The sequence below is a fragment of the Rhizobium sp. M1 genome (genome assembly GCF_002531805.1).
GTDB classification, from domain to species: domain Bacteria; phylum Pseudomonadota; class Alphaproteobacteria; order Rhizobiales; family Rhizobiaceae; genus Rhizobium; species Rhizobium etli_C.
The window spans coordinates 42682-59329 of sequence record NZ_NWSW01000018.1 but is presented as its reverse complement, the minus strand read 5'-3'; the positions used below and the strand labels follow the sequence as shown (position 1 = coordinate 59329).

Here is a 16648-nt window from a genome sequence, read left to right as displayed (position 1 = left end):
ATCTATTTGAACGCCACTTCGAGGTGTTGCCGGTCTTGCGCGATCACCCTGCAATTCGTTTCGAAGCCTTCTCCTTTGATGGCAAGGACGAATTCCGAAGGGATGCCTGTCGTATTGGAGACCGAAATGCCGGCGCTCTCAGCGCCGATGGATTTGACGGTGCAGTCGATCGTCGAACGCCGATCATTGAAGAGGATGGAGCCGGCCTTCAGCACCCGCCGCCGGGCGCCGATCGCGTGATCGGCATGAATGGAACTCCATGACACGCAGCGATTGCGACCGCCGCGCTTGGCCCGATACATGGCGGCATCCGCCTGTGCCAAAAGGGTCTCGACATCCTTGCTGACCATCGAGAGCGCCGAGCTTCCGAGACTCGCCGTGACGTGAATAACACCATGCCCCCCGTGGACAGGCTGGAAGGCGATGGCGGCTCGGAGTTTTTCGGCGGCCGCGAGGGCACCTTGACGATCGACATGCGGCAGCACGACGGCGAATTCCTCGCCGCCGATCCGGCCGAAGAGATCACCGGCGCCAAGCGTTGCCTTGCAGACCGAAGCCACCGCCTTGAGAACCGCGTCTCCCGCAGCATGTCCATGCTGGTCGTTCACCTGCTTGAAATGGTCGATATCGAAAACGATGCAGGACAACTCATGCTGGTGCCGCAAAGCGACCGAAATCAGCTGGTCGGCCTCTTGTTTAAAGGCGCGCCGGGTCATCGCCTCAGTCAGGCTGTCGGTGGCTGCCGACTGCATGAGATCGATGCGGTCCATCGCCGCCCCCGCCAGTTCCTGGAGAATGCCAAGGTCCCTGCTGCCGAACGATCGTGGCCGGCGGTCGATCGCGCATACCGTCCCGATCATATGCCCGGCCTTGGTTCTAAGCGGCACACCGGCATAAAAGCGGATATGATCCTCGCCGGTCACCGCGGAATGCTTTAAAAATCGTGCGTCCTGGGTGGCATCCTGCACGATGACGGGCTCGTCACAGTCGACCACGCAGCGGCAGAACGTGTCTTCCAGCGACACCTCGTCGGCCGACAGGCCGGAACAGGCCTTGTACCACTGCCGGTGCCCGTCGATCAGGGATATGATGCCGATGTCGATGGAAAAGATCTGCTTGATCAGGCGGACGATCCGCTCGAAGCCTTCGTCCCTCGGCGTATCGAGGAGATCGAGCTGCTGCAGCGCAGCCAAACGGTCGTTTTCGCGCTGGATCGCCTCCGGCAACGACTTTCCGAACACTCGTGCGACCACCATACAGCATGCCTCCTGACAGCGTTAACATGATGGGTTCCACAAATTCGTAAAAAGATTGAATACGGTGACATCCCCAGCCCCACGCAGCCAGGTTTTTTTCAGGTTGAGCAACCCTTGATGTCGACGCAGCGGCCGCCAAACGCCATGTCAGATTGAGCGCAGCGTCCAGCTGACAATCTCGGAAACGACAATGGAAAAGGCGCGGTCGAGCGCCTTGACGAAGCCAACATTGTCCCCGCCGGCGGGCGCCATGGCGCGGAACACCTTCTGGGCGCGCACCGAACCGTTGCGGTCGTTGAGGAGCTTGACGGAGATTTCGACCACCGCCTGGTTGCCGCTCGACGCATCGATCTCGAAGGAGCGGATGTCGGTGACGACCTGGTAGTCGATCGCCAGCCCCTGCCCCGGCAAGCCGACGCCGCCGAGCTTGCCCGAATTTTCGAAGGCCTCGACCAGTTTCGACTGCACGATGCGCGGCAGCTTGTCGCCCCACTGCGCCCGCGAAAGATATTGGATCTCCGAAGGCGAGACGCGGATGACGATCTGCTCGCTGTCGAGCGACCTCAGCGCCGTCGGGCCGGCAATCAGGATCTGGCGGGATTTGGCCGCGGGTCCGTCGCCGTCGACGGTACCCGCCAGGTCATAGGTATCGTTCTTGGCCGCGGTGCCGCACCCGGAAAGAATCAGCGCCGTCAGCGGCAGCGCGATCACCGTTCCCCTGATCCATGAACGGCGCGACAACAGATGCGATGCGACCATATTAGGCTACCCCTGACTTCCCCTGTTAGCGCCGCGTCCGGCCGTCATACTGCTTGACCGTGTCCCCACCGAAGATCAGGCGTTGCGGATTGCGGTCGAAGTTGGTGATCGTCTCGTTCAGATTGTTCACTGTCCCGCGCATGTCGTTGACGAGAGTCTGCACGTCGCGCAAGCCGCCGCTCGAGAATTTCTGCAAATTGTCGGCGATCGGCCCGATTCGCGAATTCAGATTGTCGGCGACCTTCTTGAAGGATTCCAGCGTTTCGCGCGCTTGTGCGAACATCGATTGCGTATTGTCGGTCCCGAGCAGCGCATCGACCTTGATGAGAATGCCGTCGATGCGGGTCGATGCTGAGTTCAGCTTGTTGGCCAGCTGCGATACGTCCTGGATCGTCTGGTCGATATCCTTCTGGCGTCCCGAAACCGTGTTGGCGACATCGCGGATCGAGGCGACGGCAGCGCGGGCATCCTTGGTCGCCTGCGAGATGTCGTCGACCGACCCTTTGAGCTTGGCCGGATCGATCTGGGCGACGAGTATATCGACGCGGTCGAGTGTGTCCTGCGCCTGCTTGCCAAAATCGTTGAACGTGGTGGCCGTCTCGTCGAACTTCTGGATCGCGCCCCTGAGATCGCCCGAGGCATCGGCGACGTTGGCGGTGATCCTTTCGGCATTCGAGACGATGCGGTCGATCTTCTGGGCGTCCACCGCCTTGACCAGCGATTCCACAGCTTGAAGCGTCGAATCGACCCGGCCCGAAACCGCCTTCACCGTATCGGAGAGCTCGCCGACGCTTTGCAGGAAGGCGTCGATATTGTCGGAATTCTTGGCAAGCGCATCCGAGAAGGTTTCGGCATTCTTGAAGGTCTGGGTCAGCGGCGCCCGCGAATCCTCGATGAACCCCTGAAGTTCGCCGACGGCATCGTTGGCACGGTCGAGGATCTTGTCTGCAGTGGCGAGAAGATTGGTGACGCTCGACTGGTCGGCGACTATGACGGCGCGTTTGTTATTCTCGATCGCATGTTTGAGGATGCTTTCCTCGCCCTTGCGGCCGCCCGACAGTTCGATATAGGCAGCCCCGGTGAGGCCCTGGATTTCGAGGGCGGCCTTGGTCGAGGGATAGATCGGCGCATCGGTGCGCACCTGGGTGAAAGCCAGCGAATATTGCGGATCGTCGGCATCGATCGACAATGTCTGCACCGAGCCGATCTGGATGCCGTTGAAGCGCACCGGCGAGCCGACGCTGAGGCCGTTCGCCGAACCGGGAATTCGCACGATCAGTTCGGTCATCGGGCCGCCGCGGCCATATTCGGCCATCCAGTAGACGAAGCCGAAGGCCGCCGCGATCACCAGCACCGTGAAAAAACCGACAATTGTGTAATTGGCTTTGGTTTCCATCTTATCCGGTCACTTCCCGCTGCTGCCGTGGCGTGCGCCTTCGTCCTGCGGCACGATCGACCGCGCCCGCTTACCTCTAAAATAGGCCTGTACCCACGGATCGTCATAGGCCAGCATGTCGTCGATCGTGCCTTCCACCATTACCCGCTTCTTTCCGAGCACGGCAATACGGTCGCAGACCGAAAACAGGCTGTCGAGATCGTGCGTCACCATATACACGGTCAGTCCCAGACTATCGCGCAGATTGGCGATCAGTTCGTCGAATTCGGCCGCCCCGATCGGATCGAGACCGGAAGTCGGTTCGTCCAGGAAGACGAGTTCGGGATCGAGCGCCAGGGCGCGTGCAAGGGCGGCGCGCTTGATCATGCCGCCCGAAAGCTCGGACGGATATTTGTCGGCGGCATCGGCCGCGAGCCCCACCATGCGGATCTTCAGATGCGCCAGTTCATCCATCAGCGAGCGCGGTAGATCGAGATATTCGCGCATCGGCACCTGGATGTTTTCCTTGACCGTCAGCGACGAGAACAGCGCCCCCTGCTGGAACAGCACGCCGAGCCGCATGTCGAGCGCGTTGCGCTGCGGTTCGTCGAGTTCGTCGAAGTCCTGGCCGAGGATCTTGATCGTGCCGGAGCGGCGCGGCAGCAGCCTCAGCACCGTGCGCATCAGCACCGATTTGCCGGTACCCGACGCGCCGACGAAGCCGAGGATCTCGCCGCGATAGATATTGAGGTTGAGATTGTCGAGCACCACCTTCGAGCCAAAGGCGACGGTGACGTCGCGCGCCGAAAGCACGACATCCCTGCCCTGTCCTTCGCTTTCGATCGCTTGCTCGTTCACGCGGTCCGCCATGCTAGAAGTTGATCGCTGCATAGAACATCGCAAAAAGCCCGTCCATCAGGATGACGACGAAAATCGCCTTCACCACCGAGGCCGTGACGTGCTGGCCGAGCGATTCGGCGCTGCCGCCGACTTTTAATCCTTCGACGGCGGCGACGATACCGATGACGAGCGCCATGAACGGCGCCTTGATCATGCCCGACAGCACGGTCGAAAGTGTCACCGCCTCGTGCAGGCGTGCCAGGAAGTTGGCGAAGGTGATGCCGGAATAGCCCCACGCGACGGCCGCCGCGCCGGCAAGCGAGGCGAAGTTCGCCAAGACCGTCAGCAGCGGCAGCGCGATGGTCAGCGCCACCAGTCGCGGGAAGATCAGCACACCGATCGGGTTCAGGCCCATCACCTTCAGCGCGTCGATCTCCTCGCGCATCTTCATCGAGCCGATTTCGGCGGTGATCGCGCTGCCGGAACGGCCGGCGATCATGATCGAGGTCAGCAGCACGCCGATTTCGCGCAATTGCAGGATGCCGACGAGATCGACGACGAAGACTTCCGCGCCGAAATAGCGCAGCTGGAAGGCGCCCTGCTGGGCGATGATCGCCCCGATCAGGAATGACATCAGCAGGATGATCGGAACGGCGCGAACGCCCATATGGTCGATCTGATTGACGATCGAGGCCGGCGAAACGCCGCTGCCGCGGCCGAACTTCATCTGCGCGCCGCGCACCGCCGAGCCGAGGATGTACATGGCGGCGGCGAGATTGTCCCAGACGTCGTAGGTCATCTTGCCGATCGGCGCGAGGATGCGCGCGGCCAGGGAGACCTTCTCCTTCGGCTCCGGCTCCGGTTTGGCCGGCTCCTCGGAAAACATCACCAGCATTTCGTCGATATGCGGATTGGTGCCTTCGAAGCGGACCGTCCGCCCGGCCGCCTCCGCTTCCTTTTTCAGCCGGCACAGCAGCCAGATGCCCGCCGTATCGATATCGGTGATCTCAGACAGATCGACCGTCAGGTTACCGGACTTCTGGTGCAGGAGTTTTTCGAAATCGCGCAGCACAAGATGCACATAGGCGCTGCGCCAGTTGCCGCTCAGACGCACATGCTGTCCCGAACCATCGGACTGGTCGTCCACGGCAAGCGAGGCAGCGTTGCGATTCTCGGCGTTCAAGATACTTGTGTCTTTCAAGGCTTACAGCGACAGTGCCGACTCGCGAAGCGGTTCGTCGCCCGGCGCGTCAATATACAGAAGCAACGTGCAATTTCCATGCTCGCAGGACAGCAATAATGCCGCGCATCCTTGATATCCAGATGAATTCCTTTCCGATTGCCGGAACCTTCACCATCGCGCGTGGCGCAAAGACGCAGGCCGAGGTCATCACCTGCGCGCTGACGGACGAAGGGGCTGAGGGGCATGGCGAATGTGTGCCCTATCGCCGCTACGGCGAGACGATGCAGAGCGTTCTTGCCCAGATCGAAGCCGCGCGTCCGCTGATCGAGGCAGGCATCTCGCGGCGCGACCTGTTGTCGGCGATGCCGCCCGGCGCTGCTCGCAACGCCGTCGATTGCGCCCTCTGGGATCTGGAAGCCAAACAGACGGGCCAAAGCGTCGCGTCTCGACTGGGCATTGCCGATCCGAAACCGCTGACGACAGCCTATACCATTTCGCTCGGCGAACCGGAGGTGATGGCGGCCCAGGCGCGCGAACATGCCGGCCGCGCCCTGCTGAAGGTCAAGGTCGGCACCGGCGACGATGAAAGCCGCATCCGCGCCGTCCGCGCCGCCGCGCCCGAGGCCGCAATCATCCTCGATGCCAATGAAGGCTGGCCGGAAGCGGCGCTGGAGCGTCACCTCAACATCGCCGCGGAGGCGGGTGTGGCGCTCGTCGAGCAGCCGCTGCCGGCCGGCCGCGACGCCTTGCTTGCCGAGATCCGCCGCCCGCTGCTCGTCTGCGCCGACGAGAGCGTCCACCATACCGGCGACCTCGCAAGCCTTGCCGACCGCTATGACGCGATCAACATCAAGCTCGACAAGTCAGGCGGCCTCACCGAAGCCCTGGCGATGAAGACGGAAGCCGAGCGGATCGGCTTCGCCATCATGGTCGGCTGCATGGTCGGCACCTCGCTTGCCATGGCGCCGGCGGTGCTGCTCGCCCAGAATGCCGATTTCGTCGATCTCGACGGCCCGCTGCTGCTCGCCCACGACCGCGAGCCCGGCCTGCGCTACGCCGCTTCCCTGGTTTTTCCGCCCGAAAGCAGCCTCTGGGGCTGAAGGTAATAGGCCGAGATGACGAGGCCGAGGCCACAGAGCGCGACCAGCGCCATGACGTAAAAGCTGACCACGCCGAGTAAGGCATAGAGATAACCTGCTGCGATGGTCATCAGCGCCATCGCCATGCCGACATAGAAGAAATAGGCGCCTTGAGCCGAGGATTCCTGCGTCTCCTGCACCGTCGCCACGATCCGCCGCTGCACGCCGGTATGCACGAAGGCGTAGGTAAAGCCGTGGAAGCATTGCAGCAGGAAGAAACCGGCTAAGCCCGTGTTCATGGGAAACAGGATCCAGCGGCAGACGCTGACGGCGCAGCCGAAGCGGATCAGCGTCCAGGCATTGAAGCGCCGGTTGAGGCGCTTCGACAGGAAGAATACCGTCACCTCCGAAGCGACACCGGCGCTCCAGAGCAGACCGACCTCAGCGCCGGAAAAGCCCAGCTGATGCCAGTAGATCGACGAGAAAGCGTTGAGCACGGCATGGCTTGACTGCTGGATGGCGACGCCGATCAGGAGCAGCAGCAGATGCGGCTCGCGCAGGCCGCTGCCGGTGGCGGCGGGAATGTTGATCGGCTGGCCACGCCGCCGCGTCGGCCCGATGCGCGGACAAAAGATCGCCATCACGACGGTCATGGCAAAGCCGAACACCATCACCGGCAGCACCATCTCGCCGCCCCACCGGCTGATCAGCTGACCGCCGACGAGCGTCGACACGATGAAGGCGATCGAGCCCCAGACGCGCATCGACCCGTAATCGAGCCCCCAGCGGCGCACGCCGGAGATGACGATCGATTCGACGACCGGCAGATAGGGCGCGAAGGTGGCACCCTGCAGCGTATAGACGATCGTCACCGGCCAGAAACTGGTCGTCCAGTAGAGCGCGATCGCCGTCAGCAGCGACAGGCCGCCCGACCAGAGCAGCACGTCGGCGCGTTCCTTCAAGCGGTCGGCGATCATGGCGACGACAGGCGCCACCAGCACGCGGACCACCATCGGTATGGCAAGGATGATGCCGATCTCATGGTCGCTGAAGCTGTGGGTCGCGAGCCAAACGGGGAAAAACGGCAGAACGATGCCGTTGACCAGCAGCGGCGCACAATAGGAAAGCGCGCTGAGCAGCCGGAAGCGCGGCGGCGCTCCCTCACCCGTCGGGGAATGTTGAGCGGGAATCATGGGTGGACCTGAAGGAAACTGGACGTTGTCCTAACACGCCACCCGGAAGGCGACTATTGCGAGAAATAGCCTCCTGAAACGTTTTAAAAAATAAATTGGGCCTGTCGCCTGACGGGAACGGCTAAATTTCTGTTGCGCGGACGCAGATGCGCCAACGCTGGATCAAACAGGCAAATCAGGCGGCCTGAGGCGCCAGTTCCGCCCCTTCGCGCTCGACCGCCGTCAGCGCCGGCACGGTGCTGGCGAGCGTCCGCCAGGTGATCAATTCGAACGTGCCGTCCTCGTGCTCGGCGACCGCCGTGCAGCTTTCCACCCAGTCGCCGGTATTGATGTAGCGAATGCCGTCCATGTCCTGGATGACCGCGTGGTGGATATGACCGCAGATCACGCCGTCGGCACCGCTCTTGCGCGCCTCTTCGGCGACGACGCGCTCGAATTCGCCGATGAAATTGACGGCATGCTTGACCTGCAGCTTGGCCCAGGCCGAGAAAGACCAGTAGGGCATGCCGAGGCGGCGGCGCACGGCCGCCAGCAGGATGTTGATGCGGATCGCCGTATCGTAGGCCCAGTCGCCGAGATAGGCGAGCAGGCGGGCATTGCGAACGACGACATCGAATTCGTCGCCATGCAGGATCAGGTATTTCTTGCCGTCGGCGCCTTCATGCATCATCCGCTCGACGACCTCGATGCCGCCGAAATGCATGCCCGGGAAATCGCGCAGGAATTCGTCGTGATTGCCGGGGATATAGACGACGCGCGTACCCTTACGCGCCTTGCGCAAGAGTTTCTGGACGACGTCGTTGCAGACCTGCGGCCAATACCAGCTGCGCTTCAGCCGCCAGCCGTCGACGATGTCGCCGACGAGAACGATCGTATCCGCCTCGTGGTAGCGCAGGAAATCCAGCAGGAAGTCGGCCTTCGCGGCCTTCGAGCCGAGATGGACATCGGAAATGAAGAGCGTGCGGAAATGTCTGGGTTCCATCATGTCTATCACGAGCTACGGCTCATGCCCCATCTTTCATATAGCCTTCCAAAACCAGACTCGTGTTTCAGGAAGATGACAGACTGGGGAAAAGCCCCGCAAAAGCCGTGCTGGCGGGACGCCCCGCCGCACGGCGCAGCGACAATCTTGCCCTGCCTGTTGTGCACGTTCATGATGACTGCGATTCCAGATCCGACACTGCGGGATGGCTGATGCGTCTCTTTCTCGTTCGCCACGGCGAATCCCTCGGCAACATCGACGAACGGGCCTACCGCCAATTCGGCGATCACAACGTGCCCCTGACGCAAATGGGGCTACCGGCAGGCGCTGGAGGCCGGCGGTGTGATCGCCGCCTATCTGCAGGCGGCGCCGAGTCCCGGTCTTGGCAAGCTGCACATCTGGTACTCGCCATTCCTGAGGACGCGGCAGAGCAAGGATGCCGTGCTCGAAGCCCTGCCGGCAAGCGTCGTCGGCGATATCAGGGAGGATTATCTGCTGCGTGAGCAGGATTTCGGCCTCTTCACCGAAATCTACGACCACGCCGAACGGAAACAGAAGTTTCCCGAGGAATTCGAAAAATGGGCGAGGCTGCGCAGCAATAGCGGCAAGTTCTACGCACGGCCGCCGGATGGCGAGAGCCGGGCGGATGTGGCCCAGCGGGTGCGCCTGTTTCTCCAGACGGTCATGCGAGACGCCGAAAATGACGATCACGACGTCGCCATCGTCGGCCACGGCGTCACCAACCGGGCAGTCGAAATGAACTTCCTGCACCGCCCTGTCGAGTGGTTCGAGCGCTCCGACAATCCCGGAAATGCCGATATCACCCTGATCGAGGGCACGCGCGCGCAAGGCTACGAATCCATCCTGCTGCACCAGGCCGCCGACCGGCAGCCGGGCCAGGAAGGTCAGTTGCGCGATGCCCATGGTGCCGACGTGACGATCACGCCAAAGCCCAATGGGTAGTGGGGACTCGTATCAGGCCCCTTACCAACAGTTCAATCGATGAGCACGACGTTGCTACATCCCCCTTCTCCCCAGCGGGGGTCCGAAGGACGGGTCGAGACGCGTGGCTCGACCCCGGCGGATGCCCGGCAGGCAGATGAGGGGGGCGAGCGGCAGGGCCGCGAGTGCCCGAGCGCAAGCGAAGGGCAATGAATGCTGTGCCAGGAGGCCCCTCTTCCGACCCTTCGGGCCACCTTCTCCCCACCGGGGAAAGCAAGCGTCAGTCTCGCCCGGCCACAAGCCTCCGCCTTCGCGGATACCCTACGTCGGCGATATCACCGTCGCCGGCGCCTGCCCGATCGGGGCCTCCTTGTTCGCCGTCGCCGGCCGTTTCGTCCTCAACAGACGCAGCACGTAGACGAAGAAGACGGGAACGAAGAAGATCGCCAGAACCGTTGCCGAAATCATGCCGCCAAGCACGCCGGTGCCGATCGCATTCTGGCTCGCCGCACTTGGGCCGGTGGCGATCGCCAGGGGCACCACGCCCAAGGTAAAGGCGAGCGAGGTCATGATGATCGGCCGGAAGCGGAGACGGGCGCCTTCGATTGCGGCGTCCATCAGCGATTTGCCCCCGGCAAAACCGTCCTTGGCGAATTCGACGATCAGGATGGCGTTCTTGGCCGACAGGCCGATGATCGCAATCAGGCCGACCTTGAAATAGATGTCATTGGACATGTCGCGGCTCATCACCGCGAGCACGCAGCCGAGCACGCCGAGCGGCACGACCAGCATCACCGACAGCGGGATGGACCAGCTCTCGTAAAGCCCCGACAGCAGCAGGAAGACGAAGAGGATGCTGAGGCCGAACAGGATAGGCGCCTGTGAGCCCGATTTGATTTCCTCCAGCGACTGGCCCGTCCATTCGAAACCGAAACCGTCGGGAAGTTCGGCTGCCAGCCGCTCCATTTCGGCGATCGCCGCGCCCGATGAATATCCGGGCGCCGGAGCGCCCGAGAGGCGCACAGCCGGATATCCGTTATAGCCGACGATCTGGGCCGGTCCTTTGCGCCATTCGGCGATGGCGAAGGACGACAGTGGCACCATGCCGCCGCTCGCATTGCGCACATTGAGTTTCATCAGGTCTTCAGCCTGAAGCCTGCTCTTGTCCTGCGCCTGAACGATGACGCGTTGCATGCGGCCGGAGTTCGGGAAGTCGTTGACATAGCTCGAACCGAGATTGGCGGTGATCGTGTTGTTGATGTCGGCGAAAGCGACGCCGAAGGTATTTGCCTTCTCGCGATCGATGACCAGAACGAGCTGCGCCGAATCCGGCATGCCCTCCGGCCGGACGCCTGCGATCACAGGGTTCTGTGATGCCTTGCCGAGGAGCATTGCCGCCGCCTCGTTAAGCGCTGCCTGGCCCTTTGCGCCACGATCCTGAAGGCGGAAGGTGAAGCCGTTGGTCGTGCCGAAGCCTTCGATCGGCGGCGGCGACAGGGCGAAGGATGTGGCATCCTTCAACGCGAACAGCTGCATATTGACCCGGTTGGAAATCTCCTGCACCGAATTGCCGGCGCCGCGTTCGGCCCAATCCTTGAGCGTGACGAAAACCAGGGCGGCATTCGGCCCCTGCCCCGAGAAACTGAAGCCCTGAATCGCGACGACATTCTCAACCGCCGGCTCGGTCTTGAAAATCGCCTCGATGCTTTCGAGCGAGGCCACCGTGCGGTTGCGGCTCGCTTCCGGCGGGCCCTGCACGTCGACGATCAGGAAGCCCTGGTCCTCATCCGGTACGAAGCTGCTCGGCAGGTTGACGAAGAGATAGCCGAGGCCGACGACCAGCGCGACATAGACCGCCATGACCCGCCAGGAGCGCTTGGCCAATCCCTCGACGGTGCGGGCATAACGGCCGGTCAGCCGGTCGAAGTTGCGGTTGAACCAGCCGGCAACGCCCTTCTTCTCGTGATGACCCTTGATCGGCTTCAGGAAGGTGGCGCAGAGCGCCGGCGTCAGCGACAGTGCCAGGAAGGCCGAAAACAGGATCGATACGACCATGGTCAGGCTGAACTGGCGGTAAATGATGCCGGTCGAGCCCGGGAAGAACGCCATCGGCACGAAGACGCAGGTAAGAACCAGCGTGATGCCGAGGATCGCCCCGGTGATCTGCCGCATCGCCTTCTTGGTCGCCTCCTTCGGCGACAGCCCTTCCACCGCCATCAGCCGCTCGACATTCTCGACGACGACGATGGCGTCGTCGACCAAAATGCCGATGGCCAGCACCATCGCGAACATCGTCAGTACGTTGATCGAGAAGCCGGCGGCAAACATCACCGCCAGCGTGCCGAGCAGCGCGACCGGCACGACCAGCGTCGGAATGATGGTGTAGCGGAAGCTCTGCAGGAAGACGAGCATGACGATGAAGACGAGCGCGACGGCCTCTGCGAGCGTATGCGCCACCTTCTCGATCGATGCCGAGACGAACGGGCTGGTATCGTAGGGAACGGAATATTCGACGCCCGCCGGGAAGAAGCGTGACAGCTCCTCCATCTTCGCCTTGACCAGATTGGACGTGTTGACGGCATTGCCCGTCGACGACAGCTGGATGGCGATGGCAGCGCTCGGCTGCCCGTTCAGGCGGGTGGAGAAGCTGTAGCTCTCGCTGCCCTCCTCGATGCGCGCAACGTCGCGCAACCGGACATTCGATCCGTCGGCATTGGCGCGCAGCACGATGTCGCCGAACTCCCGGGTGTCGGTCAGCTGCCCCTTGACCAGCACCGTCGCCGTCAGATCCTGCGAGATCGGATTGGGTGCTGCGCCGATCTGACCGGCCGCCACCTGGGCATTCTGCGCCGAGATCGCCGCGCTGATGTCGGATGCGGTGAGGTGCAGGCCGACCATCTTGTCGGGGTCGATCCAGATGCGCATCGCCCGCTGCGACGCGAAGAGCTGCGCGCGGCCGACGCCGTCGAGCCGGCGCAGTTCCCCGATGACGTTTCTGTTGAGATAGTCGCCGAGCGCCACCTCGTCGGTCCTCCCGTCGGTCGAGGTCAGCGAGATGAACATGAGGAAGCCCGACGAAGCCTCTTCGACCGTGATGCCCTGATCCCTGACCGTCTGCGGCAGCCGCGGCTCGACGCGGCGGATGGCGTTCTGGACGTCGACGGAAGCCTGGTCGACATCGGTGCCGGCCGCAAAGGTCGCGGTGATCGTCATCGCGCCTGACGTATCCGATGTCGATTCGAAATAGGAAAGCCCCTCGACGCCGTTCAGCTCCTCCTCGATTTGACGGGTGACGCCCTGATAGATGTCCTGCGGTGATGCGCCGGGATAGCTGGTGCTGATGCTGAGTTGCGGCGGAGCGACCTTCGGGTATTGGGCGACCGGCAGGAACGGAAGCGCGATCAGGCCGGCGATCGAGATGAAGATCGCAAAGACCCAGGCAAGGATCGGGCGATCGATAAAGAAGCGTGCCATTGATCTTACTCCGGCTTCGGGGCGTCGCCGGACGCCACCCGGCCATCGCGCAGCTCGTCCGGTGCAACCTTCGCGCCAGGCTGAAGCTTCTGGCCGCCGTCGACGACCAGGCGCTGTCCCGCGGACAAGCCGCTCTCGACCACCCATTCGTTGCCGGAGGATTGACCGAGCATCACGTCGCGCGGCTGGGCGACATCTCCCTCCTCGACGATATAGACCTGCGCCTTGCCGTCAGTCGTACGGATGACGGCGCGCTGAGGGATGACGATCGCATTCTCACGCACGGCCTGCTCGATGCGAACCCTGACATAGAGCCCCGGCAGCAGATCGCCCTTGGGATTCGGGAACTCGCCGCGAAGGGTAACCTGGCCCGTGGTCGTATCGACACTGGCGCTGCGGAAGAGAAGCTTTCCGGCTCCGCCATAGACCGTGCCGTCGTCGAAGACGAGCTTGATGGCGGCCTTGTCAGGCTCCGTCGATGCAAGGCTGCCGTTCTCGACGGCTCTCTTGAGCGCCAGCAACGCGCCCGAGGATTGCGTGAAGTCGGCATAGACGGGGTCGATCTGCTGGATCTGTGCCAGGGCGTCCCCGGCATCGGCCGTTACCAAAGCGCCTTCCGTCACCAGCGCACCGCCGATGATGCCCGTGATCGGCGCGCGGACTTCGGTATAGCCGAGATTGATCTTCGCTTCGTCGAGGGCTGCCTGCGCCAGCGCGACATCGGCATCGGCCTGGGCAAGAGCGACGGCGGCCGCATCATATTCGACACCGCTTGCGACATCGCGATCGCGCAGCGACTTCTGGCGCTCCAGCTGCTGGCGGGCATTCAGTTGCGTCGCCCTGGCGCGCTCGAGGCTTGCTTCGGCGCTTGCCACGCGGACCCGGAACAGCGCCGGATCGATCCGGTAAAGCACGTCGCCCTGGTGAACGAGGCTGCCCTGTTCGAACACCCGCTCCTGCAGGATGCCGGAAACCCTGGCCCGCACTTCCGAGACCCGGGTCGCGGCAATGCGCCCGGGCAGCTCGTTGACGACGGGAACCGCACGGGCTTTGAGCGTCAGGACGCTGACGGCGACAGGCGGCATCGCTCCGTCTTCCTGAGCGTGAGCCGCCGGGCCGGCGCCGAAGAAAAGCGCCAGAGACAGCACGTAACGCAATGATTTCCTATGAAGATGCATATCCATTAGCCTTCCGGATGGCCACTGCAGTCCAAAAAACACAGCCCGCCGAAATGACGTTCGGCGGGCCTCCTGAGCCGACAGATAGTCGATATTTTTTTGCTTTGCAAGATACCTACCGGTTGGTATGATAGCTTTATCATGTCACGAGTTCCCATGGAACCGTAAGCCCAGGAGTGCTACTGACAGCTGAAAGCTCTTCCTCACCAAGACGGGTCATGCCTTGATAGATAGCCCCCGCAACAGAAAGAAACAGCCTGACGTCGTCCGGCAGGCGCTTCTCGATTGCGCCACGAAACTGGCGCTCGAGCATGGTCTCGCCGCCGTCAGCCTGCAGGCGGTCGCCAGCGCGGCCGGCGTGACCAAAGGCGGACTGTTTCACCATTTTCCCAACAAGCAGGCTCTCGTGGAGGCGGTCTTCGACGGCATGATGGAAAGCTTCGACCGCGAGATCGATGAGGAACTAGACAAGGACAAGGGTGGACGCGGCACCTTCACCCGCGCCTACGTGCGCACGCTCTTTGCAGACCGCGCTCTCAACAGCAGCCCGTGGTCGGCGCAGACCATGACCGTACTCGCTGATCCCTATTCCAAGAGCCTCTGGTACAAATGGATCCATGATCGGCTCACCAGGCACGCCGCGACCGACGCGGGAAGCCGGCTCGAGATCGTTCGCCTGGCCGCTGACGGCGCGTGGCTTACCCATGTTCTGAGGCCGGACGATCAAGCCGGTTCCGACGACACGGCGCTGATGCAGGAATTGATTGATCTCACCGAGGAATGACCGACCATCGCAATGTCACCAGTCAAGGACATGAAACGCCGCGCATCGGACCCGACGCGCGGCTAGGACTTCAACCTTTTGCTATTACCCGATCCCGTCAGGCAGCCCGGACAGCCGCCATCGGCTTCACGTTCTGGTTCATGCGGAACAGATTGTTCGGATCATAGCGCAGCTTGATTTCAGCGAGACGCGCATAATTGGCGCCATAAGCCATCTCGACCCGATCCGTCTCATCCTCCGGCATGAAGTTGATATAGGCGGTACCCACAGCATGCGGCTTGGTTGCCTCGAAGAGTTCACGCGCCCAGCCGATGCAGCTTGCATCCATCCCCGCTTCCCGCCAGCGCGCGTGCACGTTCATGACGAAATGCGAACTGCGCTGCGGAAATGCGGTGGCTTCGGTGGGAATACGCCCGGCGGCACCGCCGACATGGCCGATGAATATTTCGCATTCCGGCCCCGGCAGCTTGCGCACAGCGTTGAGCAGCACGTCGATCGCCGCATCCGAGAGGGAGGAGAAATCCTGGGTCTTCCAGTAATTACGCGCGCCAGGTGTCAGCAGCGGATCGAAGGCCTGCTGCCAGCCGGTGAACGGCACCGGACCGACGACATCGGCAATCGGTTTTCCGATCGCCCGCAATCTGGCCGTCGCCTTTTCCCCCGCCGCAATATCTCCGCAATAGCACATGGCGAGCACCACGATCTCCTTGCCGTGCCATTCGGCCGGCAGGAACGGCAGCGGCGGCGCCTGGCGCATCACCACCCAGCAGGTCAGTTCATCGGGTGCCTCGTCCAGCGCCTGCCGATATTCCTGCAGCACCTTCTCCGCATCGGCGAAAGGATGCACGACCAGTCCGGCGAGTACTTCGGAATGGAGCGGGTTGAGCTGGAATTCGAATGAGGTGACGACGCCGAAATTGCCGCCGCCGCCCCGCAGCGCCCAGAACAGATCCGGTCTTTCCGTCTCGCTCGCCCTCACCAGCTCACCATCGGCGGTCACCACGTCGACCGAAACCAGATTGTCGGTCGTCAGTCCGAATTTACGGGTGAGCCAGCCGAAACCGCCGCCGAGCGTCAGGCCGGCGATGCCGGTCGTCGAATTGATGCCGGTCGGCAGCACCAGGCCGAAGGCCAGCGTTTCCTTATCGATGTCGCCAAGCGTTGCGCCCGGCTCAATCCTCACGCGGCGCGTTTCGGGATCGACCCGCACCGACTTCATCGGCGACAGATCGATGACGACACCGCCTTCGCAGACGGCGTTTCCGGCAATGCCGTGCCCACCGCCACGCACCGAAACGAGCAGACTGTTGTCGCGCGCAAACCGCACCGCGCGTACGACGTCGGCCGCACCAGCGCAGCGCGCGATGAGGCCTGGCCGGCGGTCAATCATCGCATTCCAGATCGCCCGAGCCTCGTTGTAATCCGTATCCTTGCTGGTCAGAAGATTGCCGCGAAATCCAGCGGCAAACGCGTCCATGGCCACGTCATTGACCATCGTCTGCCCGCTTTGCAGGGTCGTCAGGTTCAAATTGTCCATGATTTCCTCCCTGCGACCGGCGCCCCGCACCGTCGCAGGCGGCATTTTGCGCTTGCTGCCGTCGCC

At 62.7% G+C, this 16648-nt stretch carries 13 protein-coding genes and 1 pseudogene; 3 read left to right on the top strand and 11 right to left on the bottom strand.

Annotated elements, in window-relative coordinates; all coding sequences use genetic code 11:
- Nucleotides 1-2 precede the first annotated feature (2 nt).
- The 5 genes from CO655_RS18600 to CO655_RS18580 form a co-directional block, all read right to left on the bottom strand.
- Nucleotides 3-1256 carry a sensor domain-containing diguanylate cyclase gene (locus CO655_RS18600; RefSeq protein ID WP_097665844.1) on the bottom strand — a complete coding sequence of 418 codons (1254 nt, stop codon included), beginning with the start codon at nucleotides 1254-1256 and terminating at the stop codon, nucleotides 3-5.
- Nucleotides 1257-1403: 147 nt separating this feature from the next.
- Entirely contained in the window at nucleotides 1404-2015 is a 612-nt protein-coding gene (locus tag CO655_RS18595; RefSeq protein ID WP_097605178.1) for an ABC-type transport auxiliary lipoprotein family protein, read from the bottom strand.
- A gap of 25 nt (nucleotides 2016-2040) precedes the next feature.
- Complete coding sequence (locus CO655_RS18590) at nucleotides 2041-3411, bottom strand: MlaD family protein (RefSeq protein ID WP_097605179.1); 1371 nt, start codon at nucleotides 3409-3411, stop codon at nucleotides 2041-2043.
- Nucleotides 3412-3420: 9 nt separating this feature from the next.
- Entirely contained in the window at nucleotides 3421-4260 is an 840-nt protein-coding gene (locus tag CO655_RS18585; RefSeq protein ID WP_097605180.1) for an ABC transporter ATP-binding protein, read from the bottom strand.
- Nucleotide 4261: 1 nt separating this feature from the next.
- Nucleotides 4262-5431 (bottom strand): MlaE family lipid ABC transporter permease subunit, encoded by a 1170-nt coding sequence (locus tag CO655_RS18580; protein ID WP_170964933.1) that lies wholly within the window; start codon nucleotides 5429-5431, stop codon nucleotides 4262-4264.
- A 98-nt stretch (nucleotides 5432-5529) separates the two neighbouring features.
- Between CO655_RS18580 and dgcA the strand changes: the two genes are divergently transcribed.
- A complete protein-coding gene (gene dgcA / locus CO655_RS18575) occupies nucleotides 5530-6513 on the top strand; it encodes an N-acetyl-D-Glu racemase DgcA (protein WP_097665842.1) in 984 nt (327 codons plus the stop codon).
- Here dgcA and CO655_RS18570 read toward each other — a convergent pair.
- The 3 genes from CO655_RS18570 to CO655_RS33895 all read right to left on the bottom strand — a co-directional run bounded on the left by CO655_RS18570 (nucleotide 6465) and on the right by CO655_RS33895 (nucleotide 8957).
- Complete coding sequence (locus tag CO655_RS18570; RefSeq protein WP_097665840.1) at nucleotides 6465-7685, bottom strand: MFS transporter; 1221 nt, start codon at nucleotides 7683-7685, stop codon at nucleotides 6465-6467. The genes dgcA and CO655_RS18570 overlap by 49 nt on opposite strands.
- A gap of 175 nt (nucleotides 7686-7860) precedes the next feature.
- Nucleotides 7861-8670 carry a UDP-2,3-diacylglucosamine diphosphatase gene (locus CO655_RS18565; protein WP_097665838.1) on the bottom strand — a complete coding sequence of 270 codons (810 nt, stop codon included), beginning with the start codon at nucleotides 8668-8670 and terminating at the stop codon, nucleotides 7861-7863.
- Between the two features lie 5 nt (nucleotides 8671-8675).
- Nucleotides 8676-8957 (bottom strand): hypothetical protein, encoded by a 282-nt coding sequence (locus CO655_RS33895; protein ID WP_176539275.1) that lies wholly within the window; start codon nucleotides 8955-8957, stop codon nucleotides 8676-8678.
- Between CO655_RS33895 and CO655_RS18560 the strand changes: the two are divergent.
- Nucleotides 8880-9630: pseudogene (locus CO655_RS18560) on the top strand (phosphoglycerate mutase family protein). The gene CO655_RS33895 and the pseudogene CO655_RS18560 sit on opposite strands and share 78 nt — an antisense overlap.
- Nucleotides 9631-9930: 300 nt before the next feature.
- Here the strand turns inward: CO655_RS18560 and CO655_RS18555 are convergent.
- Nucleotides 9931-13083 carry an efflux RND transporter permease subunit gene (locus CO655_RS18555; RefSeq protein WP_097665836.1) on the bottom strand — a complete coding sequence of 1051 codons (3153 nt, stop codon included), beginning with the start codon at nucleotides 13081-13083 and terminating at the stop codon, nucleotides 9931-9933.
- 5 nt (nucleotides 13084-13088) lie between these two features.
- Nucleotides 13089-14267, bottom strand: a complete 1179-nt coding sequence (locus CO655_RS18550; protein WP_170964934.1) for an efflux RND transporter periplasmic adaptor subunit — start codon at nucleotides 14265-14267, stop codon at nucleotides 13089-13091.
- A 217-nt stretch (nucleotides 14268-14484) separates the two neighbouring features.
- Between CO655_RS18550 and CO655_RS18545 the strand changes: the two genes are divergently transcribed.
- Nucleotides 14485-15045, top strand: a complete 561-nt coding sequence (locus CO655_RS18545; RefSeq protein WP_097665834.1) for a TetR/AcrR family transcriptional regulator — start codon at nucleotides 14485-14487, stop codon at nucleotides 15043-15045.
- A gap of 97 nt (nucleotides 15046-15142) precedes the next feature.
- Here the strand turns inward: CO655_RS18545 and CO655_RS18540 are convergent, their stop codons facing one another.
- Nucleotides 15143-16582 (bottom strand): FAD-binding oxidoreductase, encoded by a 1440-nt coding sequence (locus tag CO655_RS18540; RefSeq protein ID WP_097665832.1) that lies wholly within the window; start codon nucleotides 16580-16582, stop codon nucleotides 15143-15145.
- Between the last annotated feature and the right edge of the window lie 66 nt (nucleotides 16583-16648).